Source organism: Mycobacterium sp. MOTT36Y, from assembly GCF_000262165.1.
Classification (GTDB): Bacteria; Actinomycetota; Actinomycetes; order Mycobacteriales; family Mycobacteriaceae; genus Mycobacterium; species Mycobacterium intracellulare.
In genome coordinates, this window is the sequence record NC_017904.1 from 4,372,885 (window position 1) to 4,396,372 (window position 23,488).

The window sequence follows — 23,488 nt, forward strand, 5'->3', positions numbered from 1 at the left end:
ACATCGCGTGGGCCATCATGGATGATGGTTACGTGGCAGACATCAAACGGGGCCGGGCTGCGCGTAACGCCAAGCTGGCCAGCATTCCGGTCGGATTCGCCGGTCGGGCAGCGCTCGGATTCGGTAAGCGGCTGACCGGCAAGTCCAGGGACGAGGTCCAGGCCGAGCTTCTGGAAAAGGCCGCCCACCAGTTGTTCACCGTCCTGGGTGAGCTCAAGGGCGGCGCGATGAAGGTGGGCCAGGCCCTGTCGGTGCTCGAGGCCGCGATTCCCGAGGAGTTCGGCGAGCCCTACCGCGAAGCGTTGACCAAGCTGCAAAAGGACGCCCCGCCGCTGCCGGCGGCCAAGGTGCACCGGGTGCTCGACGCCCAACTGGGCACCAAGTGGCGCGAGCGGTTCAGTTCGTTCGACGACACCCCGGTGGCCTCGGCGAGTATCGGCCAGGTGCACAAGGGCGTGTGGTCCGACGGCCGCGAGGTGGCGGTCAAGATCCAGTACCCCGGGGCCGACGAGGCGCTGCGGGCCGACCTCAAGACCATGCAGCGGCTGGTCGGGGTGTTCAAGCAGCTCGCGCCGGGCGCCGACATCCAGGGCGTGGTCGACGAGTTGATCGAGCGCACCGAGATGGAACTGGACTACCGGCTCGAGGCCGAGAACCAGCGCGCGTTCGCCAAGGCGTATCACGACCACCCGCACTTCGCGGTGCCGCGCATCGTGGCCAGCGCACCGAAAGTGGTGATCCAGGAGTGGATGCAGGGCATCCCGATGGCCGAGATCATCCGCCACGGCACCACCGAGCAGCGCGATCTGGTCGGCACCCGCCTGCTCGAGCTCACGTTCGACGCGCCGCGCCGGCTGGAGATGCTGCACGGCGACGCCCACCCGGGCAATTTCATGCTGCTCGACGACGGCCGCATGGGCGTCATCGACTTCGGCGCCGTCGCGCCGCTGCCCGGCGGCCTGCCGATCGAGCTCGGGATGAGCATCCGGCTGGCCCGCGACAAGAACTACGACCTGCTGTTGCCGACGATGGAGAAGGCCGGGTTCATCCAGAAGGGCCAGCAGGTGTCGGTGCGCGACATCGACGACATGCTGCGCCAGTACGTCGAACCGGTCGAGGTCGAGGTCTTCCACTACACCCGCAAGTGGCTGCAGAAGATGTCGGCCATCGAGATCGACCGGTCCGTGTCGCAGATCCGCACGGCCCGGCAGATGGACCTGCCGCCCAAGCTGGTGATCCCGATGCGGGTGATCATGTCGGTGGCCGCGATCCTGTGTCAGCTGGACGCCCACGTGCCGATCAAGGCGCTGTCCGAAGAGCTGGTGCCCGGGTTCGCCGAACCCGACAACGCGGTCGTCTAGTCTCGCGCGCTAGGTGTAACTCTTCGACAGGTTGTGAACGGCGTGGTGAGCGGAAGTAGGTGAGGACCTCCGGTATCGGTGTGGTTACCACATACACCCCGATTACCGAGAGGTCCTCATGTCCCACGCTAATGCCTGTTTGACCCCACGTGGCCGGTTGCGGCTTGCTCGTTGTGTCGTCGATGACGGTTGGACGTATGCCCGAGCCGCTGAGCGGTTCCAGTGCTCGACGGCCACGACCAAGAAATGGGCCGACCGTTACCGTGCCGGCGGGCCTGAGGCCATGGTCGACCGCTCCAGTCGCCCACATCGCAGTCCAGGTCGGCTTTCTCAGCGTCGGGAGCGGCGGATCATCAAGGTGCGCTTCACGCGGCGCTGGGGCCCGCATCGCATCGCCGCCTACCTGCGGCTGGCCCGCTCGACGGTGGAGGCGGTGCTGCGCCGTTACCGCATGCCGTTGCTGCGCCATCTCGACCAGGCCAGTGGGCTGCCGGTGCGCCGGGCCAAACCGCGCCGTTATGAGCATCCGCACCCGGGGACCTGGTCCACCTCGACATCAAGAAGCTGGGCCGCATCCCCGACGGTGGCGGGCACCGCAAACTGGGACGGCAAGCCGGTCGACGTAACCGCAGCGGTGTGGGGTATGCGTTTTTGCACCATGCCGTCGATGATCATTCGCGGCTGGCCTACTCCGAGATCCTCACCGACGAACGCAAAGACACCGCAGCCGGGTTCTGGTTGCGGGCTAACGGGTTTTTCGTCGATCACGGGATCACCGTCAGGCGTGTGTTGACTGACAACGGAAACTGTTATCGGTCAAAGGCTTTCACTGATTCTCTCAGCGCGAAGATCACCCACAAACGCACCCGCCCGTACCGTCCTCAGACCAACGGGAAAGTCGAGCGGTTCAACCGCACCCTGGCCAGCGAATGGGCCTACGCGCAGACTTACCTGTCTGATGCCGACCGCGCGGCGACTTATCAGGACTGGCTGCACTACTACAATCACCATCGACCCCACACCGGCATCGGCGGAAAAACACCCATCGACCGCCTACGCGTTCACAACCTGCCAGTGAAGAACAGCTAGGCCGCCTTGCGGGGGCGGCCGCGGGGTCGTTTGAAGCTCAACACCGAACCGCGGTCGAAGATCTCGCCGCCCCACACGCCCCAGGGCTCGGCCCGTTCCAGCGCGGCCGCCAGGCACTGGCGGCGCACCGGGCAATCGACGCACAGCGACTTGGCGCGTTCGAGATCGGCCGGCGCTTCGGCGAACCAGAGATCGGGATCGCCGGCGTGACACGGCAGGTCCGGCCTGGGGGCTATCCGTGCCGACATGTCCTACCACCTACTTCCTGGTCTGGGTTGCTGTCCTTGAGCGGTGATCCGGACCAGGTCGCTTCGTTGCCGACCGATAACTATGGCCACGGATCCTTGACTTCGGGTCCGTGGCCATCTGGGTGAAAACCGGGGCTGCTGCTTACGTTGCCTTCGGTGGGCCCCCGACTCCTACGGACGCGTCGGTCGCGGCGGCGGCGCGATGCTTACGCGCGGCCGCCGACACGGCGGCGTGTGCGGCATGGGAGGTACCCGCGGACAGCTCCGCGCGGGCCACGCCTACACCGAACGCGTCGCTGAGCATCGCGGCCACCTCCTTCGTCCGTAGTGCCGAGTCGCGGTATCGAGGGTAAACGGTCACCGTCGTCGTCACAACCGATTTTCTGACCTGCGCGTTTGGCGGTCAGCGACCGCGAACCAGCTCCAGCACGTCGGGGCCGTACTGTTCCAGCTTGCGCGCGCCGATGCCGGGAATCGCGATCAGCGCCTCGTCGTCGTCGGGCCGCAGCTCGGCGATGGCGATCAGCGTGTTGTCGGTGAAGACGACGTAGGCGGGCACCTTCTGTTCCTTGGCGACGTCCAGCCGCCACGCCTTGAGCCGGAGCAGCAGGTCCTCGTCGATGTCGGCCGCGCAGGTCTCGCAGCGGCGCAGCATGACGGCCGCCGGGGTCGTCAGGTTGTTGTTGCAGATCCGGCAGCGGGTCGCGGTGGCCCGGTTGCGCCGAGACTTGTTCGGCCCCGGCTCCGCCCGCGCCTGGGGTGCGATGCCGTTGAGGAACCGCGACGGCTTGCGCCCCTGGCGCCCGCCCGGGCTGCGGGCCAGCGCCCAGCTGAGCGCCAAATGCGTTCGGGCCCTGGTGATTCCGACGTAGAGCAGGCGACGTTCCTCCTCGACCGCCTCGCTCTCGGCGCCGTGGGCGAGCGCGTGTGAGATGGGGAGCGTGCCGTCGGCCAACCCGACCAAGAACACCGCGTCCCATTCGAGCCCCTTGGCGGCGTGCAGCGATGCCAGCGCGACGCCCTGCACCACCGGCGGGTGCCGGGCGTCGGCGCGCATCCGAAGCTCGGCCAGCAGCCCCGGGAAGTCCAGCTGCGGGCGTTGGGCGACTTCGTCGTCCACCAGTTCGGCCAGCGCGCTCAGGGCCTCCCAGCGCTCGCGGGCGCGGGTACCGACCGGCTCCTGGGCCGTCAGGCCCAGCGGTTCCAGCACCGCGCGGACGACGTCGGGCAGGGGACCCTCCGCACCGCGCTCCGTGGCTTGTTCTGAGGCCCGATGCAACGCCAGCAGGGCCTGTTTGATCTCCTGGCGATTGAAGAATCCCTCCCCGCCGCGGACCTGGTAGGCGATGCCCGCCTCGGTCAGCGCCTCCTCATAGATCTCCGACTGCGCGTTGACCCGGTACAGCACGGCGATCTCGGATGGCGGGGTGCCGGATTCGATGAGCCGCGCGATCGACGCCGCGACCGCGGCGGCCTCGGCCGGCTCGTCGGGATGCTCGTGGAATGTCGGCGCGGGACCCGGCGGGCGCTGGCCCACCAGGTGCAGCTTGCTGCCGGCGACCCGCCCGCGCGCCGCGGCGATCACCTGGTTGGCCAGCGAGACCACCTGGGGGGTGGACCGGTAATCGCGCTCGAGGCGCACGACGGTGGCGTCGGGGAAGCGGCGGGAGAAGTCGAGCAGGAACCGCGGCGAGGCCCCGGTGAACGAGTAGATGGTCTGGTTGGCGTCGCCCACCACCGTCAGGTCGTCGCGGTCGCCCAACCAGGCCGTCAGCACCCGCTGCTGCAACGGCGTGACGTCCTGGTATTCGTCGACCACGAAGCAGCGGTAGCGGTCGCGGAACTCCTCGGCCACCGCCGGGTCGTTTTCGATCGCGGCCGCGGTGTGCAGCAGCAGGTCGTCGAAATCGAGCAGGGTGACGTGTTCGCCGCGCGCTTTGAGGGCCTCGTAGGCGGCGTAGACGCCGGCGATCTGGGCGGCGTCCAGGGGGATGTCCCGCCCGGCGGCGGCCACCGCGGCGGGGTATTCCTCGGGGCCAATCAGCGACGCCTTGGCCCACTCGATCTCGCCGGCCAAGTCGCGCACGTCGTCGGTGCTGGCGTTGAGCCGGGTGCGGCTGGCCGCCCGGGCCACGACCGCGAACTTGCTGTCCAGCAGCTGCCACCCGGTGTCACCGACCACCCGCGGCCAGAAGTATCGCAGCTGCCGGTGGGCGGCGGCGTGAAAGGTCAGGGCCGAGACCGCGCCGACGGCCGGCCCCGTGCCCGCCGCGGCATCGATCGCCCGCAACCGGGAGCGCATCTCCCCCGCCGCCCGCTGGGTGAACGTGACCGCCAGCACCTGGCCGGCGGCGACATGACCGCCGGCGACCAGCTGGGCGATCCGGTGAGTGATGGTGCGGGTCTTGCCCGTTCCGGCGCCGGCCAGCACGCAGACCGGGCCGCGCGGAGCCAGCACGGCCTCGCGCTGCTCGTCGTCCAGCCCGGCTGTCAGTGGATCGGCGACCGTCGGCATGGCGTCCATAGTGGCTTCCCATACTGACAAGTCGCCGAGCGAGCTGATGCGTCGCCACGCCCGAATCGGATGGCCTGGCGTGTCGCCCCGGCGCGTCGCGTCCCACTCCTCCGCATCCCGTCCCCCTCGCCGCTGCGCGGCTGGGGGCGGTACCCCCGGCGCGGAATGCATCGTCGCCGGGCTACGTTATCGGGCTATGACCACTGCCCCGCTCACCGTCTACACGACCTCCTGGTGCGGCTACTGCCACCGGCTCATGACGGTGCTCAAGTCCAACGGAATCCCGTATGAGGCGGTCGACATCGAGCACGACGCGGCGGCCGCTGACTTCGTCAGCTCGGTCAACGGCGGCAACAGGACGGTCCCGACGGTGAAGTTCGCCGACGGGTCGACCATGACCAACCCGAGCGCGGCCCAGGTGAAGGCGAAGCTGGCCGAGACCGGTAGCTGAGCCAGGCCCAGTCAGTCGATCGCGGCCCAGGATTCGATGATCACCCGCGCGATCGAAATCGACCCGGGCAGCAGGAGTTTCGACTCCGAGGAACTCGACCAGTCCCCGGCCGCCAGCGCCTCGCGCACCTCGTCGCGCGTGAACCACGCCGCCTCGGCGATCTCGCCGTCGTTGAACGAAAAGTCCTGCGCCGGGTCCCCGACGGCGTGGAAGCCGACCATCAGCGAGCGCGGGAACGGCCACGGCTGACTGCCCAAATAGCGCACGTCGCGCACGGTCAGCCCGATCTCCTCACGGATCTCCCGAGCCACGCACCCCTCGAAAGACTCACCGGCCTCGACGAATCCGGCCAACAGCGAGAACATCCGCTCCGGCCACACCGCCTGGCGCGCCAGCACCGCGCGGTCGCCGCCGTCGTGCACCAGACAAATCACCGCCGGGTCGATGCGAGGGAACTCCTCGTGCCCGGTGACCGGGTTCACGCGGGACCAGCCCGCCCGGGCCGGACGTGTGGGTGAACCGTCCACCGAGCTGAATCGCGACTTCTCGTGCCAATTCAGCAGTGCGACGGCCGATGACATCAGTTGGCCGCTGGTGTCGTCGAAGATCGGGCCGAGGCTGCGCAAGTTCACCACCTCGGTGCGCGCGTCGGGGTCCTCCGGTGCCTGCAGCGCGCCGCGGATCGCCCACACGTGGCGGCCACCCTCGAGGCGCCCCAGAAACACCGCCTCCGACGGCGGCTTGTCGCCGAGTTCGGCGGCGGCACCCAGCACCACCCGGCCGTCGGAAACCAGCACCTGATTGCGCGAGTCCACCCGCAGCAGCGCCGCGTCGGCCCAGCCCGCGGTGGCCGCCTCGACGTCGGTGCGCAGCTGATCGGCTCGGTCGGCTCCGACGCGCGACAGCAACGGGACGCTGCGCAGCTGAAAGTCCGCGATCGCCATCAATGCCCCACGCTTCGGATGTAGAGCAGGCGGTCGTTGGCCTCGACGGCGTCCACCTCCGGGGCGTCGATGCGCCACAGGTGCCCGTCGCGCACCACGCCGAGCACGATGTCGCGCAAGTGCCGCGGTGAACCGCCCACTTCGCTCTGCTCGACCTCGCGCTCGGCGATGGCGAGCCCGGCGTCGGGGGTCAGGAGGTCCTCGATCATCTCCACGACGCTGGGCGTCGTGGTGGCAAGCCCGAGGAGGCGACCGGCGGTCGCCGACGAGACCACGACCGAGTCCGCGCCCGACTGCTGCAGCAGGTGCTGGTTTTCGGCCTCCCGGATCGAGGCGACGATCTTGGCGTTGGGCGCGATCTCGCGCGCGGTCAGCGTCGCCAGCACCGCGGTGTCGTCGCGGCTGGTGGCGACGATGATGGACGCGGCGTGCTGGGCCCCGGCCAGCCGCAACACATCGGCCTTGGTGGCGTCACCGTGGACGGTGACCAGACCCGCGCTCTCGGCGTGTTCGAGCGTGCTGCGATCGGTGTCGACGACGACCACCTCCGCCTGGATGGTTTCGTCGCCGAGGATCGCGGCCACCGCCGTTTTCCCCTTGGTGCCATAGCCGATCACGATGGTGTGGTTGCGCACTCTGCTCCTCCAACGCTGAATCTTCCACCCTTGGCGAGACCGCTCGGAAAGCACTTCGAGCGTGGTGCCGACCAGCACGGCCAGGAACGCGATCCGCAGCGCGGTGAAGATCAGGGTGTGCACTAGGCGCGCGGTTTCGGTGTACGGCGTGATGTCGCCATAGCCGGTGGTCGACAGCGAAACCGCCGAGAAATACAGGCAGTCCAAAAATGTCAGCGGCTCGTTGCGCACATCGCGGAACCCGTCGCGGTCCAGATAGACGATGACGGCCGCGCCGAACAGCACCACCAGGGCGATGGCCAGGCGGCGGGTGATGACCCGAATGGGGCTGGCGTGCTCTTCGGGGATGCGCACCACGCCGATCAGCTGGTGACCGCGCTGGGCGGTCAGCGTTTCGTCCAGACCGCTCAGCTTTTGGGACCTACCGTTGCCCACGGCGGCCCGTCATCGGTTTGATTTCCGCGCACGAGACACGCACGCGTCTTATGTAACCACGGGCACCGCCTCCCCAATACTCGGGCGGCGCGGGTCACACCGTGTACCGTCCGGATCGGTCAGCAACCCGGCCAGCTCGGCGGCGCTCGGCAGTTCGTCGGGGACCACGGTGGTGCCGGCGCGCACGTAGTAGAAGGCGGTGCGCACCGACGATTCCGCGACCCCGGCCAGCGCCGCCCAGGCCATCCGGTACACCGCGAGCTGGACGGCGGCCTGGCGCAGCGCCTCCGCGCCGTGCGGCGGTTCGCCGGTTTTCCAGTCCACGACGGTCGCGCCGCCGTCGGGATCGGCGAACACCGCGTCGATGCGCCCGCGGACCAGGGTCTCACCGATCGGCATCTCGAACGGCACCTCGACGGCGACGGGAGTCCTTGCGGCCCACGGAGATTCGGTGAATGCGGCCTGCAGTGCGGCCAATTCGGCGCTGTCGCCGACGTCGGAGTCCGCCGCACCCGGCAGATCGCCGAGATCGAACAGGCATTCTGCGCCGTAGAACTTCTGGACCCAGGAGTGAAACGCATTGCCCAGCAACGCATGCGGATCCGGCCGCGACGGTAGCCGATGCCTCAACCGCTGCGCGGTGCCCGCCGGGTCGCGCGCCAGGCCGACTAGGGAGCTGACCGACAGCTGGCCGGGCAGTGCCCGGACCGGTGGCTCGATCAACCGCGCCCGTTCGGCCAGCAACGCATCGACGTCGGCGCCCCAGCCGTCGACATCGGCGCACGGCCGACCGGGCCCGGCGGCGAGCGCCCGCCTCACCAGCGCCGCACCGCGCTCGACCTCGTCGCGCCGCACGGCCAGCGGGTCGGCCGGCCACACCGCTTCGATAACGTTGTCGCGAAGCGGGTTTCGCTCGCCGTCGGCGGGCGTCGGCGCCCAGTGCTCCACGGTGCCGCAGGGGTCGCCCGCCACGGCCGCACGGTCGATGACGTCCTTGATCTCCACCAGGAAATCCGACGGGCCGCGCGGCTTGACCCCGGTGGCGCCCCAGTGGTGCCCGGACACCAGCAGGGTGTCCTCGGCCCGGGTGATCGCGACATACAACAATCGGCGCTCCTCGTCCACGCGCCGCTGATCGAGGTGGCGGCGATGCTCGGAGATCTTGTCCGACAGTTGTTTTCGGTTGGTGACGTCCGAGGCGTCGAGCACCGGGATGCCCAGCGCCCCGGTGGCGGCGCGGTCGCCGCGAAGCAGCGGGGGCAGCTCCGCGGCGTCGGTGAGCCAGGTGCTCCTGGACGCGGTCGACGGGAACGTCCCACCCGAGAGGTGCGCGACCGCCACCACCTGCCATTCGAGTCCCTTCGCCGAATGCACGGTGAGCACCTGGACGCGGTCGCGCGCGACGGCCAAAGGTGCTGGCGCCAAACCGTTCTCGACCGCCTCGGCGGCATCCAGAAACCCCAGCAGCCCGGCCACCGAGGCGGTTGCGGACGCGTCCAGCCGCGTGGCCGCGCCGTCGGCGCGCTCGGCGTAAGCGGCGACGACGTCGGCGAACGCGTCCAGGTGCTCGGTGCCGGCCCAACCCGCCGCCACCCCCGCCGCGGCCCGGACCTCGCAGTCGACGCCCAGCACGCGGCGCACCTCGGCCACCAGGTCGGCGAGGGGATGCCCGAGGTGGGCGCGCAGGGCGCTCAGCTCGGCGCCCAAGGCAGTGATGCGCTGATACCCCGCCGCCGAATACGAGCCGGCCGGACCGGGATCGGCGATCGCGTCGGCCAGACAGACAGTATCGGCGTCGACGTGCGAGGGGTCGGCGGCGCGCGCAATCGCCTCGGGCGAGGGCGGCGCGGTGTCCCCCGCGGTCCCGCCGAGCGCGCGCGCACGCTGCCACAGCGCGGCGATGTCGCGGGCGCCGAGGCGCCAGCGCGCGCCGGTGAGCACCCGCATCGCCGCCGCGCCGGCCGTCGGGTCGGCGACCAGCCGTAGCATGGCCACCACCTCGGCGACCTCGGGCACCGACAGCAGCCCGGCCAGCCCGACCACCTCGACGGGGATGCCGCGCGCCCGCAGCGCGTCGGCGATGGGCGCGGCGTCGGCGTTGCGGCGCACCAGCACCGCGGCCGTCGGCGGGCTCACGCCGTCGGCCCGGGCCCGCCGGTAGTGGGCGTCGAGGTGATCGGCGATCCACTCGCGCTCGGCCACCACGTCGGGCAGCAGGGCGCAGCGGACCGTGCCGGGCGGGGCGTCCGGGCGAGGGCGCAGCGCGTGCACGGCCACCGATCGCCGCCGCGCCTCGGCCGACACCGCGTTGGCGACCCGCAGGGTCCGCGGCGGATTGCGCCAGCTGGTCCGCAATTCCAGGACGGGCGCGGGCGTGCCGTCGGAGCGGGGAAAGTCGGTGGTGAACCGGGGCAGGTTGGTCGCCGAGGCCCCGCGCCAGCCGTAGATGGACTGGATGGGGTCGCCCACGGCCGTCAGCGCCAGCCCGTCGTCGACCCCGCCGCCGAACAGGGCCGACAGCGCGATGCGCTGGGCGTGGCCGGTGTCCTGATACTCGTCGAGCAGCACCACCCGGTAGCGGGCGCGCAGGTCCGCACCGACCTGGGGGAAGCCCGCGGCCAACCGCGCAGCCGAGGCCATCTGCATGCCGAAATCCATCACCTTCTCGGCGCGCATGCGCTCGTCGAGCGCGTCCAGCAGCGGCACCAACTCCGCGCGCTCGGTCTGGGTGCCCAGCAGGCGCAGTAACCATTGGCTGGGACCGCGCTCCCGCTGATAGGGCCCGGCGGGCAGGCCATGGACGAGCCGCTCTAGCTCGACGTGGGTATCGCGCAGCTGTCCGGTGTCGACGAGGTGTTCGGCCAACTGTCCCCACAGGCGCAACACCATCGAGGTGACGGCGGCCGGGTTCTTGTCGGTGTGCAGCTCGCCGCGGTACCCGTTGACCACGTCGAAAGCCAGCTGCCACAGCTCGGTTTCGCTGAGCAACCGGGTGTCGGGCTCGACGGGCAGCAGCAGCCCGTAGTCGCGCAGCAACGAACCCGCGAATGCGTGGTAGGTGCTGATCACCGGGGCGCCCTCGGGCTCGGCGGCGGCATCGCCGACGGGGCCCAGGCCGACGCCGGCCAACCGGGCCAGCCGGGACCGAACGCGGCGCATCAGCTGGCCGGCGGCCTTGCGGGTGAACGTCAGTCCCAGCACCTGGGCGGGTTCGGCGTAGCCGTTGGCGATCAGCCACACCACCCGTGCGGCCATGGTCTCGGTCTTACCGGCTCCGGCCCCCGCGATGACGACCAGCGGGCCCGGCGGCGCGGCGATGACCGCGGACTGCTCCTCGGTCGGCGGGAAAAGGCCGAGCGCGCAGGCCAATTCGCTCGGGTTGTAGCGGGCGTTCATCGGGCCGCTCCGTCGGTGTGCGCCGGGCAGCACGGCCGGATGGGGCAGTGCGTGCAACCGTCGTTGCGCCGCGCCACGAACTGCGGGCCGGCCGTCGCGGCGGCGGCACGCCGGATGACCTGTCGCCATTCGTCGCCGGCGTCCGCGGTGAGCGGGTCCTGTTCGCGTTCGACGGCCCCGGCCGCCCCGGCCTTGCCGACGTAAACCAGCCGCGCCCCACCGGGTTCCACGGTGTCGCCCCCGGCGGCCACCAGGCCTTCGGACACCGCCAGCTGATACATCGCCAGTTGGGCGTGTTGTTGGGTGTCGTCCTTGCTGACCGGGGACTTGCCGGTCTTGACGTCGACGATCACCAGCCGGCCGGCGGCGTCGCGCTCCAGCCGGTCGACGCGGCCGCGCAGCCGAATCTGTTCCCCGTCACCGGTTTCAAGGGTTCCGTCGATCTCGACCTCGACGCCGACCTCGGTGAGCGCGCCGCGGCTCTGGCTTCGCCACTCGACGAACGCCTCGAGCATCGCGCGGTGACGGGCCAGCTCGTTGTCCGAATGCCATTGCGCCGCAATGGGTAGGTGCTGCCAGGCGCGCTCCAGCTCGGCCAGCAGTTCGGATTCGCTTCGATGCGGTTCGGCGATCAGCGCGTGCACCACCGAACCGATGGTGGAGCGCAGGTCGCGCGGATTGGTCCCGCCGTGGCGTTCGGCGAGCCAGCGCAGCGGGCAGTCGGTCAGTGTCTGCAGGGTCGACGGGGTCAGCGTCACGACGTCGCCGCCGCCCCGCAGCGGCTCGCCGGTGCTGACCGGGGTCAGGCCGTGCCAGCCGGCCGGGTCGGCGCCGGGCACCCCGGCTTTGGCCAGGCGGGCCAATTGCGTTGCCGCGCAGTCCCGGGCGAGCTCGTCCACCGCCCCGTCGGGAGCGCAGACCACGCCCCGCAGCCGTCCCACCAGCGCAGCCGCCGACAGCACCCGGGGCGCCGAAACAGGTTGCAGCGCAGTTGTTTCCACGTCTTCGTCGGCCCATTGCGCGATGTCGAAGAAGAACGGCGACGGCAGCGCGGCCGCGTGGTCCGCCCCACCGGTGTCGCTGTCGACCGCCGTCACCAACAGCCGCCGGCGGGCACGGCCCATCGCCGCCACCAACAACCGGCGCTCCTCGGCCACCAGGGGTGCGCGCATCGAGGCGTCCGCGGTGACCCCGTCCAGCTCGTCGAGCAGCCGCTGGGTGCCCAGCACACCGCCCCGCGGAACGGTGTTGGGCCACAAACCATCCTGCAATCCGGCGATGACCACGAAATCCCATTCGTGTCCCAGCGCGGCGTGCGCGCTGAGCACCCTGACCTGCCCCGCCGTGGCGGCCGGCTCGGGGTTGGCGTTCGGCAGGTGCAGCGCGGCGACGTGCTCGACCAGGCCGCGCAACGACGCGCCGGAAGTGCGCGACACGTAGTCGTCGGTGATGTCGAACAACGCGGTGACCGACTCGAGATCCCGGGTGGCCTGGGCGGCGGCGGGGCCGCCGCGCTCGCTGACCGACAGCCAGCGGCGCTGCAGCCCGGACCGGTGCCAGGCGGCCCACAGGGTGTAGCGCGGGTCCTCACCGGCTTCGTGGCACCGCGCGGCCGCATCCAGCACCGCGCGGACCCTGCGCAACGAACGGAACTGTGGACCCGGCGGCACGGCGCCCGACAGCGTCTCGACCAACAGCGCGGCGAAGTCGCCCGGCGGGCGATCGGGGTTGGCGCGCTGCAGGGTTCGGCGCAGTTGCCGCAGCGAAACCGGGTCGACGCGGCCGATGGGGCCGGTCAGCAACGCCAGCGCCTGCTGCCCGTCCAGCCCGTCGGCGGCGGCCAGCAGCACGGTCAGCAGCGCGCGCACCGCCGGCTCCTCGGCCAGCGGCCCGGTGGCGGCGGCCGCGGCCACCGGCACCCCGGCGGCCGCGAGCGCGCGCGGCAACCGCGCGCCGGCCCGCGGTACCGACCGGACGATGACCGCCATCTGCGACCAGGGCACGCCGTCGACCAGGTGCGCCCGCCGCAGCGCGTCGGCGATCGCCGCCGCCTCGGCGTGCGCCGAGGCGGCGAGGCGCACCGTGACCGATCCCTCCCCCGCCCCGGCGCCGTCGATCCGGCGGCCGGCGCCGCCGCCGGGCAACCGGGCGGCGATGCCGCTGACGGCGCGGGCCACGGCGGGCGCGCAGCGATGCGACGTCGTCAACGTCACCGCCGGGCCGTCGCCGTCGAGCAGCAGCCCGGCCGGTTCGCCGCCCCGGAAGCCGAACACCGCCTGATTGGGGTCCCCGGCGATCAGCGCCAGCTCGGCGCCCGCCGCGAGCACCCGCACCAGGCGGGCCGCCTGAGGGTCGAGCTGTTGGGCGTCGTCGACCAGCAGGACCCGGATCCGGCCGCGTTCGGCCGCCAGCAGCTCGGGGTCGACGGCGAACGCCTCCAGCGCCGCGCCCACCAATTCGGCGGCGCCCAGCGCGGGTGTCGTCGCCTCTGGCGCGGCCGTGCCGACCGCCGCGCGCAGCAACATCACCTGCTCGTACTGGCGCGCGAATTGCCCCGCGGCGATCCACTCCGGCCGGCGGCAATGACGGCCAAGCCGCTCCAGTTCCCCTGGGTCGATACCGCGTTCGGCGCAGCGGGCCAACAGGTTTCGCAGTTCCGTGGCGAACCCCGCGGTGCTCAGCGCCGGCCGCAGCTGAGCCGGCCACGCGGACGTCGCGCGGGGGCCGTCGTCGAGGTCTCCGGCCAGCAGCTCCCGGATGATGGCGTCCTGCTCGGCGCTGGTGACCAGCCGCGGGGGCGCGTCGCCGGCCCGTTCGGCGGCGCGCCGCAAGACCGCGTAGGCATACCCGTGCACGGTCCGCACCAGCGGTTCGCTGACGGCGACCCGGCCCGGTCGGGAGCGCAGCAACGCCGTCGTCAACGCGCTGCGCTCGGCAATCCCGAGCCGGCCCGAACCGGTCAGCAGCAGAACCGATTCCGGGTCGATCCCGGCGTCGATCCGGGCGACCGCGGCGTCGATCAGCAGGCTGCTCTTTCCGGTTCCGGGCCCGCCGAGCACGCGAACGATCCCGCGCGCACCGGGCGCCAGCACAGCGCTCGCGTCGGCCTCCCAGGTGTGTGCCATGGCTGCATGCAATCACCAGGGTGTGACAAGTGGACCCGGCCAGCGCCGACGCGAGCTCTTACCCTGGAAGTCGCAGCAGCGCGAAGAATGGTCTCAAGGCTGCAAAAGGAGGGGTTGACGAACATGACGGACGAGCACGGCTTTCCCACCGACGAGGCGCCCGAGGGCGACGCGGTGGAGCAACTGCGGCCCGCCGATTCCGACGACGACGCCGGCCTGGACACCGATTACGTCAGCGCCCGGGACCGCGAGGCCAACGAAGCCGACGTGATCGAGCAGGCATACGTCGTGTCCGCGGACGACGAACGGGACGACGATCGCTGAGGACCGCCCGCGACGCCCGGTGACGGCGGCTGGCACCATCGACGGGTGACCGCGAAGTTGTACGTCCACCGCTACGGTCCGTCCGGCCCGGCGCGGATCCTCGCGCTGCACGGGCTGACCGGGCACGGGCAGCGTTGGCAACACCTGTCCGGCCTGCTGCCCGAGATCGGCCTGGCCGCACCGGATCTGCTCGGCCACGGCCGGTCCTCGTGGGCGGCGCCGTGGACCATCGACGCCAACGTCTCGGCGCTGGCCGCGCTGCTCGACGCGCAGGCCGGCACGCCGGTGGTGGTCGTCGGCCACTCGTTCGGCGCAGGGCTTGCCATGCACCTGGCCGCGGCGCGGCCGAACCAGGTTTCGGGGCTGCTGCTGCTCGATCCGGCGATCGGGTTGGACGGCGCGTGGATGGGCGAGATCGCCGAGGCCATGTTGTCCTCGCCCGACTATCCCGACGCCGAGGAAGCACGCCTGGAAAAGGTGCACGGCTCGTGGTCGGATGTCGAGCCCGCGCTGCTCGATGCCGAGCTCGACGAGCATCTGATCGCCCTACCCAATGGCCGCTACGGCTGGCGCATCAGCCTGCCGGCGATGATGGCGTATTGGAGCGAGCTCGCCCGCGACGCCGTGCTGCCGCCGGCGCAAACGCCGACGATCCTGGTGCGCGCCAAGCGAACATCGCCGCCGTATGTCACCGACGAACTCATCGCGGGCCTTGCGCAGCGGCTGGGATCGCGTTTCCGGCTGCTGGATTTCGACTGCAACCACATGGTGCCCTACGCCAAGCCCGACGACGTCGCCGCGCTGGCCCGCGAGCTACTGGAAGCCCGCTGACCGTGGCGCCGGTGACCGACGATCAGGTCGAGCGGGTGCGGGCGCTGGTCGCCGCCATCCCGTCCGGCAGGGTGGCCACCTACGGCGACATCGCCTCGGTCGCAGGGCTTTCCAGCCCGCGGATCGTCGGCTGGATCATGCGGACCGACTCCTCGGACCTGCCGTGGCACCGCGTCATCACCGCCTCCGGGCGCCCGGCGCGCCACCTGACCACCCGGCAGCTGGAGCTGCTGCGCGCCGAGGGCGTGCTGGCCCGCGACGGCCGGATCGCGCTGCGCGAGGTTCGCTACGAATTCCCGGACGGGGTTTTGTAGTTTCGACTACAGCACCAACCGGACCAGCGCCGCGGTGCGCGCCAGACCGGGGAACGCCGCGGCGGTGGACCGCGGGTGCAGCGCATGGACCGCCAGGCGAAACATCAACGCCCGCAACAACATCTGCGGCCATTCCGGTAGGGCGTTCCAGCGCTCGATCAGTCCGTCGTCGGCCTCGCCCCAGGACAACGCGTCGATGACGGCCACGCCCGCCGCCCACGACGCGGGCCGCCAGTACGGAGTGATGTCGGTGATGCCCGGCGCCGCGGTGCCCACGAAAAGCACTGTGCCGTAAAGGTCCCCGTGGACCAGCTGGTTGGGGCTCTTGGTCGGCTTGCGCAACGTGGCGAGCTGGTTGAGCAACTCCACCGAGCGCTCGGCGTCCGCGGTGGCCGGGGCCACCCGCGCGCCGGGCGGCACCGAGGCCAGTGGCCGTTCCTCCCACGCCGCGCGGTCGGCGGCGATGAAAATGTCGACGTCCCCCCAGGGCGCCGCGGGGCCCTGGGTCAAAAAGCGGGGGCGTTCCAGTTTGCCCGTCGCCTCGTGCAGGCGCACCGCCGCCGAGACGACCTCGTCGTGGCGGGGCTCCGGCGTCCCCGCGACGAAGGTGTCCGCCCGCCACCCGGAAACGACGTAGCGCCCGTCGGTGGACCGGACCGGGCGGGCCAGCCGGACGCCGTCGACGAACAACGTCTCGCGGACCCGGGCGGACCACGCCGCGCGGGCGTTGTCGGCCACCAGCGACAGGACGACCTCGCCGCACCGCCAGCCGCCCTCCCAGCTGGCGCCCAGATAGACGGGTTTGACGCCGGCCAAACCGAACGCCGACAGCACATGGTCCGGCGGTGGCTCGACTGTCACACCGGTACTCTAAACGAGTCCAACAGCGGCGAAGCTCAGTACAGGATCATGTCGGGTTGCATCTGCTGCGCCCAGGCCACAATTCCGCCCTCCAGGTGCACCGCATCGGCGAACCCCGCCTGCTTCAGCACCGCCAGCGCCTGCGCCGAGCGCACGCCCGTTTTGCAATACAGCACCGGCATGCGGTCCCGCGGCAGCTTTGCCAGACCCTCACCCGAGTCGATCGACGACTGCGGGACCAGCTGCGCGCCCTCGATGTGCACGATGTCGAACTCCACGGGCTCGCGGACGTCGATCAGGGCCAGCTCCTTGCCGGAATCCAGCAGCTCGCGCAGCTCCCGCGGGGTGATCGCCGTCGCGTCGCCGGCCAGGGTGTCGGCCACCGCACCGCACAGCTGCTCATAGTCGACGAGCTCGGTGATCGTCGGCCTCGACGCGTCGGACGGGTCCCGGCGAATCGCGATCGTGCGGTAGGTCATCTGCAGCGCGTCGTAGATCATCAACCGGCCCAGCAACGAATCGCCGATGCCGGTGATGAGTTTGATCACTTCGGTGCTCATCACCGAGGCGATGGACGCGCAGACGATGCCCAGCACGCCGCCTTCGGCGCACGACGGAACGGTGCCGGGCGGCGGCGGCTCCGGGTAGAGGTCGCGGTAGTTGAGGCCGCGTCCGTCCGGCGCGTCCTCCCAGCACACCGAGATCTGGCCCTCGAACTGGTAGATCGACCCCCACACGTACGGCTTCTTCGCCAGCACCGCCGCGTCGTTGATCAGGTACCGGGTCGCGAAGTTGTCGGTGCCGTCCACGATCAGGTCGTAGCAACCGAACAACTCGACGGCGTTGGTGGAGTCCAGGCGCACCTCGTGCAGGCGCACGTCCACCAGCGGGTTGATCGCGAGCATCGACTCCCGCGCCGAGACGGCCTTGGGACGCCCGACGTCGGCCACGCCGTGAATGATCTGGCGGTGCAGGTTCGATTCCTCGACGACGTCGAATTCGACGATGCCGATCGTGCCCACGCCGGCCGCGGCCAGGTACAGCAAGGTCGGCGCCCCCAGGCCGCCGGCGCCGATCACCAGCACCCGGGCGTTCTTGAGTCGCTTCTGCCCGTCGACCCCCAGGCCGGGAATGATCAAGTGACGGCTGTAGCGGGCCACCTCGTCGCCGGTCAGGTGGTCTGCGGGTGCCACCAGAGGCGGCAACGACGACACGGACAACTTCTCCTCGGTCTGCTTCGCGGTTCTGCTTATGAATCCATCACAGCAGCCCGCCGGGGCGACGGCAACGAAGGCAGTCGGCCGCTAGGCGATCGGGTACGGCCAGGGGTTGAAGCGGCAGGTTTTCCCGTCGGCCTTGACGGTGTCGGGGTCGAATTGGGCGGCGTCGTTGTTGGACGTGGAGAACGTCTGCTGCATCATCACCGGCGCCAGGGCGCCCTGCTGTTCGCAGGCCTCGTGGTGCAGGTATCCGATGGCGTGGCCGACCTCGTGGTTGATCACGTATTGCCGGTACGAACCGATGTCCCCTTCGAACGGCACGGCGCCGCGCACCCAGCGCGCCTCGTTGATGAAGACCCGCGCCTCGCGGTTGGCGCCGAAAACCGGGTTGTAGCAGGACGTCTCCAGCCGGAATTCGTAGCCGCACCCCTCCCGCACCGTCACCGGCGACACCAGCGAGATCCGAAAGTCGGGCTTTGCCCCACTGGCGCCGTCGATCCGGATGAAAGCGAACTGCGGGTTGTGCGTCCAGCCCTTCGGATTGGCCAGCGTCTGGTCGACCATCTGCGCGAAGGCTTCGTCGTCGCCGAACATCGTAGGGTCGATGCCGTTCTCCACCTCGACGGTGTACCGGAACACCTTGGCGGTGCCCTGGCCGAACTGGGGCGTCGCGCCCGGCACCGCGTGCCACGTCTTGTCACCGGCTTCGGTGAAGGGGCCTCCGTCGGGCAACGTCCCGGCCGGCAGGTTGGCGTCGAACGCGGCGAGCCCACGCGGCGGCGCGTCGATGATCGTGGTGCCCACCGCGCCGATCGCGGGCGGACTCTCGATGGGCTGGCTGTTCGTGGGCTTCGACGCGCCGGCGCCGGTCACCGTCTGGTACATGACCACGGCCGTCAGCACCGCCAGGACCGGCAGCGCGTACGCGCGCCAGCCGTAGGTGGAGACGAACCGCCCGAGCCACGTTTGTTTGCGCCACTGCCGCTGCCGCTCACGGTCGGCCCGCGCCCGCCCGGCTTCCGGGGCGGCCAGGGGGTCACGCAGCGCCCGCAGCGGCTCGCGCCACTCGTCGCGCAGCACCGGCACGCGACCGCTGCTGCGCGGGGGTCGCTGCGACGTCATTTTCCCAGGATTACACAGCGGACCACCCACGCCGACCGTGGCGCGCCCGAATCCGGCGCCCGACACCGCTTCTGCCAGGTACGACGACGCCGACGGCGGGAGCTCCAACCCCGCGGGTAGTAAGGTCTTTTCAACGAGCTGCGAGCGGCTAGCCCCGGTGGACCGACGGCCGGCCGTCGACAATCAGATGAGGACTCGATGAGCGAACTCGCCAAGATGCCGGCACGGCGTGCCGTCAGATCGGCTGACCGCGGCAGGCCGGCGGACGGCGCCGCGGCCCCCAACCGGCGGGGCAACCGGCTGCCCCGCGATGAGCGCCGCGGCCAGTTGCTCATCGTCGCCAGCGACGTCTTCGTCGACCGCGGCTACCACGCGGCCGGCATGGACGAGATCGCCGATCGCGCCGGGGTTAGCAAACCCGTTCTGTACCAACACTTTACGAGCAAGCTCGAGCTGTACCTCGCCGTGCTGGCGCGGCACGTGGAAAACCTGGTCTCCGGCGTCCAGCAGGCGTTGAGCACCACCAAGGACAACCGCCGGCGGTTGCACGCCGCGGTGCAGGCGTTCTTCGATTTCATCGAGCACGACAGCCAGGGCTACCGGCTGATCTTCGAAAACGACTACGTCACCGAGCCCGAGGTGGCCGCCCAGGTGCGCGTGGCCACCGAATCCTGCATCGACGCGGTGTTCGCGTTGATCAGCGAGGATTCCGGGCTGGACCCGCACCGCGCGCGGATGATCGCCGTCGGGCTGGTCGGCATCAGCGTCGACTGCGCCAGGTACTGGCTCGACTCCGATCGCCCGATTTCGAAGGCGGACGCCGTCGAGGGCACCGTCCAGTTCGCCTGGGGCGGACTGTCACACGTGCCGCTGACCCGCTCCTAGCGTCCCTTGCCGGCATGTTTGCCGGCTTCGATTTCGGCACCGATCCCGAAGCCGACCCGCCGCGCGTCGGCGACGCCGATCTCGACGTAGGCGATCTTGCTGGTGTGGATCAGGAAGCGACGGCCCCGCTCGTCGCTCAGTCGCAGCAGCCCCGACCCCTCGCCGAGCGCGGCGCTGACCAGGTCTTCGACTTCGGCGGGCGTCTGGTCGCTGGCAAGGACCAACTCGCGCGGACTATCCGTGATCCCGATCTTGACCTCCACGGTCACCCCTTCCGTAGGCATTGAAGTCGTGCGCGGGCGGCGAAGTCCCAGCCCCGTCAGCAGCAGGCTAGTTGACGCGGCCGACCCCCACCTCGTCGCGTCCCCACACTTCGCGGTCAGCGAAACTTCGGTCGCGCGCCGATAACGATTCGCTTGCAGGTTGTCTCACACACCCGCGCGATACCCGATCCGCGCTTTCGCATGGCTAACTTCGGCCCCATGGGTACCACATTGCCGCACCTCGACGACCGGATCCGGAGCTACCCGGACGACGACGCTGACGACTGCGACACCGACCCCTACCTGAACGCCGACTACAACTGGACGGGCTGGCCGGCCGATTCACGCTGGCGACCCGCGACGGCGATCCTCGGCGCGGTGGTGGCCGTCGGCGCCATCGCCACCGCCGTCATCATCAACAGCGGCGACAGCGCGTCAACCAAGGCCACGCTGGGAGCGCCGGCCCCCCACCCGGTGACCTCGGCACCCGCGACCACCAAGGCGTCCGCGCCACCGAGCCCCTCGCGCGTGGCCCAGCTGCCGCCGGAGACCGTGACGACCGTCACCACACCGAGCGCCGCGCCCAGCACCCCGGCGGCCCAAACCCCCACGGCCGCACCGCCTCTCGCGCCCGCGCCGCCGACGGCCGCGCTGAACCCGCGCACCGTCGTCTACAGCGTGAGCGGGACCAAGCAGCTGCTGGACCTGGTGAACGTGGTCTACACCGACGCGCGGGGCGTCCCGCAGAGCGAGTTCAACGTCTCGCTGCCGTGGTCGAAGGTGGTGGTCCTCAATCCCGGCGTGCAGACCGAATCCGTGGTCGCGACCAGCTTCTACGGCCAGCTCAGCTGCTCGGTCTTCAACGCCGCCGGTCAGCGGATCATGGCGTCGGGCAGCCCGTCGAACATGGCGACCTGCTCGCGCTGAGTTTGACGGCCGTCAGCTCAGGCCCAACTCGTGCATGCGGCGGTCGTGCGTCTGCTGCAACCGATCGAAGAACGCGTTGAGCTGGCCCAGCCCGCCGGCGCCCGACATCACCAGGTCGACGAGCTCGTCGTGGTCGGCCAGCAGGTACTGGGCCTGGGTGATCGCCTCGCCGAACAGCCGGCGCGACCACAGCGCGAGCCGGCTGCGCTGCTTGCCGCTGGACGTGACGGCGGCGCGCACCTCGGCGACGACGAACTGCGAGTGCCCGGTCTCGGCCAGCGCCCCCCGCACCACGTCGGCAACCTCGTCGGGCAGCCCGTCGGCGATCTCCAGGTACAAATCGGCGGCCAGGGCGTCACCGACATACGTCTTCACCAAGGCTTCCAGCCACGTGCTGGGCATCGTCAGGCGGTGGTAGTTCTCCAGCGCCGACACGTACTTCGACATCGCCGACACGACGTCGACGCCGCGGCTTTCCAGCGCGTCGCGCAGCTGCTCGTAGTGCTGCATCTCGGCGGCGGCCATGCTCGCCATCGAGATCCGTCCGCGCAGGTCAGGGGCCATCCGCGCCTCGTCGGTGAGCCGGTAGAACGCGGCGATCTCGCCGTAGGCCAAGACCGCGAACAACTCGTTGACCCCGGGGTGATCGGCCGACAATCGCGGGGCAGCCGACTCCTCCACTTGGTCGGTGGAAGAGGGCTGGTAAGAGGGCCGGGTCATGGCAACACTGTAGTCGGCGGAGTTGGCGCGAAACGGGTGCCGGAGCTCGACCAGCTATCATGTAGGTAGATGGCGGTGGTATTTGTGCCAAATGTTCTTCCCACGCCGCTATCGGCGAAATGTGCGTGCACAGCAGGCCCGCCCGGGCTGGGATCCCCAGACTGAGCCGGAGCCCGCGACTCGGCGACGTATTCGGAGTCGGAACTCGTGCGCGCGTGACCGCGACAGAGAAACACCCGACACAATCCGATACGTCTTCGAGAGGCTACCTACCCACGCATGACCACACTGACCAGCACAACTGAACTGACCTTTGCTCAACTCGGTGTCCGCGACGAAATCGTGCGCGCACTCGCCGAAAAGGGGATCGAAAGCCCTTTCGCCATCCAGGAACTGACCCTGCCGCTCGCGCTCGCCGGCGACGACCTGATCGGGCAGGCCCGCACCGGCATGGGCAAGACCTTCGCCTTCGGGGTGCCGCTGCTACAGCGCATCACCTCCGGCACCGCCGCGCGGCCGCTCAACGGAACACCCCGCGCGCTGATCGTGGTGCCCACCCGCGAGCTCTGCCTGCAGGTAACCGATGACCTGGCGCTGGCGGCCAAGCATTTGACCGCCGACGAAGGCCGTCGGCTCTCCGTGGTCCCCATTTACGGCGGCCGCCCCTACGAGGCGCAGATCGAGGCGCTGCGCGCCGGCGCCGACGTCGTGGTGGGCACCCCGGGCCGGCTGCTCGACCTGAGCCAGCAGGGCCACCTGCAGCTCGGTGGGCTCTCGGTGCTGGTGCTCGACGAGGCCGACGAGATGCTCGACCTCGGCTTTTTGCCCGACATCGAGCGCATCCTGCGGCAGATCCCCGTCGACCGGCAGTCGATGCTGTTCTCGGCGACCATGCCGGACCCGATCATCACGCTGGCCCGCACCTTCATGAACCAGCCCACCCACATCCGGGCCGAAGCGCCGCACTCGGCGGCCACCCACGACACCACCGTCCAGTACGCCTACCGGGCGCACGCCCTGGACAAGGTGGAGCTGGTCAGCCGGATCCTGCAGGCCGAGGGCCGCGGCGCCACGATGATCTTCACCCGCACCAAGCGCACCGCCCAGAAGGTCGCCGACGAGTTGGCCGAGCGCGGTTTCGCGGTGGGCGCCGTCCACGGCGACCTCGGACAGGTGGCACGCGAGAAGGCGCTCAAGGCTTTCCGGACCGGCGACATCGACGTGCTGGTGGCCACCGACGTGGCCGCGCGCGGCATCGATATCGATGACGTCACCCACGTCATCAACTACCAGATCCCCGAGGACGAGCAGGCGTACGTGCACCGCATCGGGCGCACCGGCCGCGCCGGCAAGACCGGCGTCGCCGTCACCCTGGTGGACTGGGACGAGCTCACCCGCTGGGCGCTGATCGATAAGGCGTTGGGGCTGGACAACCCCGAACCCGCCGAGACCTACTCCAGCTCGCCGCACCTGTACGACGAGCTGAGCATCCCCGCCGATGCCGGAGGCACCGTCGGTGCGGCCCGCAAGGCGCAGGGCGCGCGCCGCACCGGTGAGCGCGCCACCCAGAAGCCGGGACAGAAATCGGAGAAGACCGCGCGGCGGTCCGGGACGCGGCGGCGCACCCGCGGCGGCCAGCCGGTCAGCGCGCACCCGTCGGGCAACGGCGCCGCGAGCAGCAACGGTGATGCCGCCGCGGAAACGCCGGCCGGCTCCCCGCCGGGAAACGCCGGCTCCAGCCGTCGCCGCCGTCGGCGCCGCAAGCCGGCGGAAGCCGCCGCGGCGGCCCCCACCGCGCAAAACAACTAATTCCCCGCGCCAC

Annotated in this window: 20 protein-coding genes and 1 pseudogene; 9 read left to right on the forward strand and 12 right to left on the reverse strand. The window is 70.6% G+C overall.

The genetic code is table 11. The features are described 5' to 3' along the window. Positions 1 to 17: 17 nt before the first annotated feature. Both W7S_RS19860 and W7S_RS19865 read left to right on the forward strand, forming a co-directional pair. Positions 18 to 1,361: an AarF/ABC1/UbiB kinase family protein gene (locus W7S_RS19860; protein WP_008259631.1), complete on the forward strand. Its 1,344-nt coding sequence runs from the start codon at positions 18 to 20 to the stop codon at positions 1,359 to 1,361. Between the two features lie 118 nt (positions 1,362 to 1,479). Beyond that, a pseudogene (locus W7S_RS19865) lies at positions 1,480 to 2,450 on the forward strand (IS481 family transposase). On the opposite strand, the gene W7S_RS19870 reads toward W7S_RS19865, so the two are convergent. The 3 genes from W7S_RS19870 to W7S_RS19880 form a co-directional block, all read right to left on the reverse strand. Then, positions 2,447 to 2,698, reverse strand: coding sequence for a WhiB family transcriptional regulator (locus tag W7S_RS19870; RefSeq protein ID WP_008259632.1), 252 nt, complete (start codon positions 2,696 to 2,698; stop codon positions 2,447 to 2,449). The pseudogene W7S_RS19865 and the gene W7S_RS19870 overlap by 4 nt on opposite strands. 142 nt (positions 2,699 to 2,840) lie before the next feature. Next, the gene (locus tag W7S_RS19875; RefSeq protein WP_168160308.1) at positions 2,841 to 3,002 is read right to left on the reverse strand and encodes a hypothetical protein; all 162 of its coding nucleotides are present in this window, start codon (positions 3,000 to 3,002) and stop codon (positions 2,841 to 2,843) included. A 99-nt stretch (positions 3,003 to 3,101) separates the two neighbouring features. Beyond that, the gene (locus W7S_RS19880) at positions 3,102 to 5,213 is read right to left on the reverse strand and encodes an ATP-dependent DNA helicase UvrD2 (RefSeq protein ID WP_014712225.1); all 2,112 of its coding nucleotides are present in this window, start codon (positions 5,211 to 5,213) and stop codon (positions 3,102 to 3,104) included. 196 nt (positions 5,214 to 5,409) lie between these two features. On the opposite strand from W7S_RS19880, the gene mrx1 reads away from it, so the two are divergent. Beyond that, the gene (mrx1, locus tag W7S_RS19885) at positions 5,410 to 5,664 is read left to right on the forward strand and encodes a mycoredoxin Mrx1 (RefSeq protein ID WP_014712226.1); all 255 of its coding nucleotides are present in this window, start codon (positions 5,410 to 5,412) and stop codon (positions 5,662 to 5,664) included. An 11-nt stretch (positions 5,665 to 5,675) separates the two neighbouring features. Here mrx1 and nudC read toward each other — a convergent pair whose 3' ends face one another. The 4 genes from nudC to W7S_RS19905 are packed head-to-tail and all read right to left on the reverse strand — an operon-like array spanning position 5,676 to position 14,199. Continuing rightward, positions 5,676 to 6,608: an NAD(+) diphosphatase gene (gene nudC, locus W7S_RS19890; protein ID WP_014712227.1), complete on the reverse strand. Its 933-nt coding sequence runs from the start codon at positions 6,606 to 6,608 to the stop codon at positions 5,676 to 5,678. Continuing rightward, complete coding sequence (locus tag W7S_RS19895; protein ID WP_014712228.1) at positions 6,608 to 7,678, reverse strand: TrkA family potassium uptake protein; 1,071 nt, start codon at positions 7,676 to 7,678, stop codon at positions 6,608 to 6,610. The genes nudC and W7S_RS19895 overlap by 1 nt, the downstream gene beginning before the upstream one ends. Positions 7,679 to 7,726: 48 nt before the next feature. Then, positions 7,727 to 11,074: an ATP-dependent DNA helicase gene (locus tag W7S_RS19900; protein ID WP_041298263.1), complete on the reverse strand. Its 3,348-nt coding sequence runs from the start codon at positions 11,072 to 11,074 to the stop codon at positions 7,727 to 7,729. After that, positions 11,071 to 14,199, reverse strand: a complete 3,129-nt coding sequence (locus tag W7S_RS19905) for an ATP-dependent DNA helicase (RefSeq protein WP_014712230.1) — start codon at positions 14,197 to 14,199, stop codon at positions 11,071 to 11,073. Before W7S_RS19905 ends, W7S_RS19900 begins: the two co-directional genes overlap by 4 nt. A 123-nt stretch (positions 14,200 to 14,322) precedes the next feature. On the opposite strand from W7S_RS19905, the gene W7S_RS19910 reads away from it, so the two are divergent. Genes W7S_RS19910 through W7S_RS19920 form a run of 3 tightly spaced genes read left to right on the forward strand, consistent with a single transcriptional unit; the run spans position 14,323 to position 15,668 of the window. Next, positions 14,323 to 14,523 (forward strand): hypothetical protein, encoded by a 201-nt coding sequence (locus W7S_RS19910; protein WP_014712231.1) that lies wholly within the window; start codon positions 14,323 to 14,325, stop codon positions 14,521 to 14,523. Positions 14,524 to 14,568: 45 nt separating this feature from the next. Beyond that, positions 14,569 to 15,354: an alpha/beta fold hydrolase gene (locus W7S_RS19915; protein WP_014712232.1), complete on the forward strand. Its 786-nt coding sequence runs from the start codon at positions 14,569 to 14,571 to the stop codon at positions 15,352 to 15,354. Positions 15,355 to 15,356: 2 nt separating this feature from the next. Beyond that, positions 15,357 to 15,668 (forward strand): MGMT family protein, encoded by a 312-nt coding sequence (locus W7S_RS19920; RefSeq protein ID WP_014712233.1) that lies wholly within the window; start codon positions 15,357 to 15,359, stop codon positions 15,666 to 15,668. 6 nt (positions 15,669 to 15,674) lie between these two features. Here W7S_RS19920 and W7S_RS19925 read toward each other — a convergent pair whose 3' ends face one another. From W7S_RS19925 to W7S_RS19935, 3 genes are all read right to left on the reverse strand, one after another. Next, positions 15,675 to 16,529: a TIGR02569 family protein gene (locus W7S_RS19925; RefSeq protein ID WP_014712234.1), complete on the reverse strand. Its 855-nt coding sequence runs from the start codon at positions 16,527 to 16,529 to the stop codon at positions 15,675 to 15,677. A gap of 35 nt (positions 16,530 to 16,564) precedes the next feature. Next, positions 16,565 to 17,749 (reverse strand): adenylyltransferase/sulfurtransferase MoeZ, encoded by a 1,185-nt coding sequence (gene moeZ, locus W7S_RS19930; protein ID WP_041298005.1) that lies wholly within the window; start codon positions 17,747 to 17,749, stop codon positions 16,565 to 16,567. 84 nt (positions 17,750 to 17,833) lie between these two features. Continuing rightward, complete coding sequence (locus tag W7S_RS19935) at positions 17,834 to 18,871, reverse strand: DUF3152 domain-containing protein (RefSeq protein ID WP_014712236.1); 1,038 nt, start codon at positions 18,869 to 18,871, stop codon at positions 17,834 to 17,836. A gap of 198 nt (positions 18,872 to 19,069) precedes the next feature. Between W7S_RS19935 and W7S_RS19940 the strand changes: the two genes are divergently transcribed. Further along, positions 19,070 to 19,756: a TetR/AcrR family transcriptional regulator gene (locus tag W7S_RS19940; RefSeq protein ID WP_008259670.1), complete on the forward strand. Its 687-nt coding sequence runs from the start codon at positions 19,070 to 19,072 to the stop codon at positions 19,754 to 19,756. On the opposite strand, the gene W7S_RS19945 is transcribed toward W7S_RS19940, so the two are convergent. After that, a complete protein-coding gene (locus tag W7S_RS19945; RefSeq protein WP_036389938.1) occupies positions 19,753 to 20,019 on the reverse strand; it encodes a DUF3107 domain-containing protein in 267 nt (88 codons plus the stop codon). The two genes, W7S_RS19940 and W7S_RS19945, sit on opposite strands and share 4 nt — an antisense overlap. 219 nt (positions 20,020 to 20,238) lie before the next feature. Between W7S_RS19945 and W7S_RS19950 the strand changes: the two genes are divergently transcribed. Continuing rightward, positions 20,239 to 20,946 carry an MmpS family transport accessory protein gene (locus W7S_RS19950; protein ID WP_014712237.1) on the forward strand — a complete coding sequence of 236 codons (708 nt, stop codon included), beginning with the start codon at positions 20,239 to 20,241 and terminating at the stop codon, positions 20,944 to 20,946. 12 nt (positions 20,947 to 20,958) lie between these two features. Here the strand turns inward: W7S_RS19950 and W7S_RS19955 are convergent, their stop codons facing one another. Further along, the gene (locus W7S_RS19955) at positions 20,959 to 21,666 is read right to left on the reverse strand and encodes a ferritin-like fold-containing protein (protein ID WP_026071232.1); all 708 of its coding nucleotides are present in this window, start codon (positions 21,664 to 21,666) and stop codon (positions 20,959 to 20,961) included. Between the two features lie 279 nt (positions 21,667 to 21,945). Between W7S_RS19955 and W7S_RS19960 the strand changes: the two genes are divergently transcribed. Continuing rightward, complete coding sequence (locus tag W7S_RS19960) at positions 21,946 to 23,475, forward strand: DEAD/DEAH box helicase (RefSeq protein ID WP_014380922.1); 1,530 nt, start codon at positions 21,946 to 21,948, stop codon at positions 23,473 to 23,475. Positions 23,476 to 23,488 lie beyond the last annotated feature (13 nt).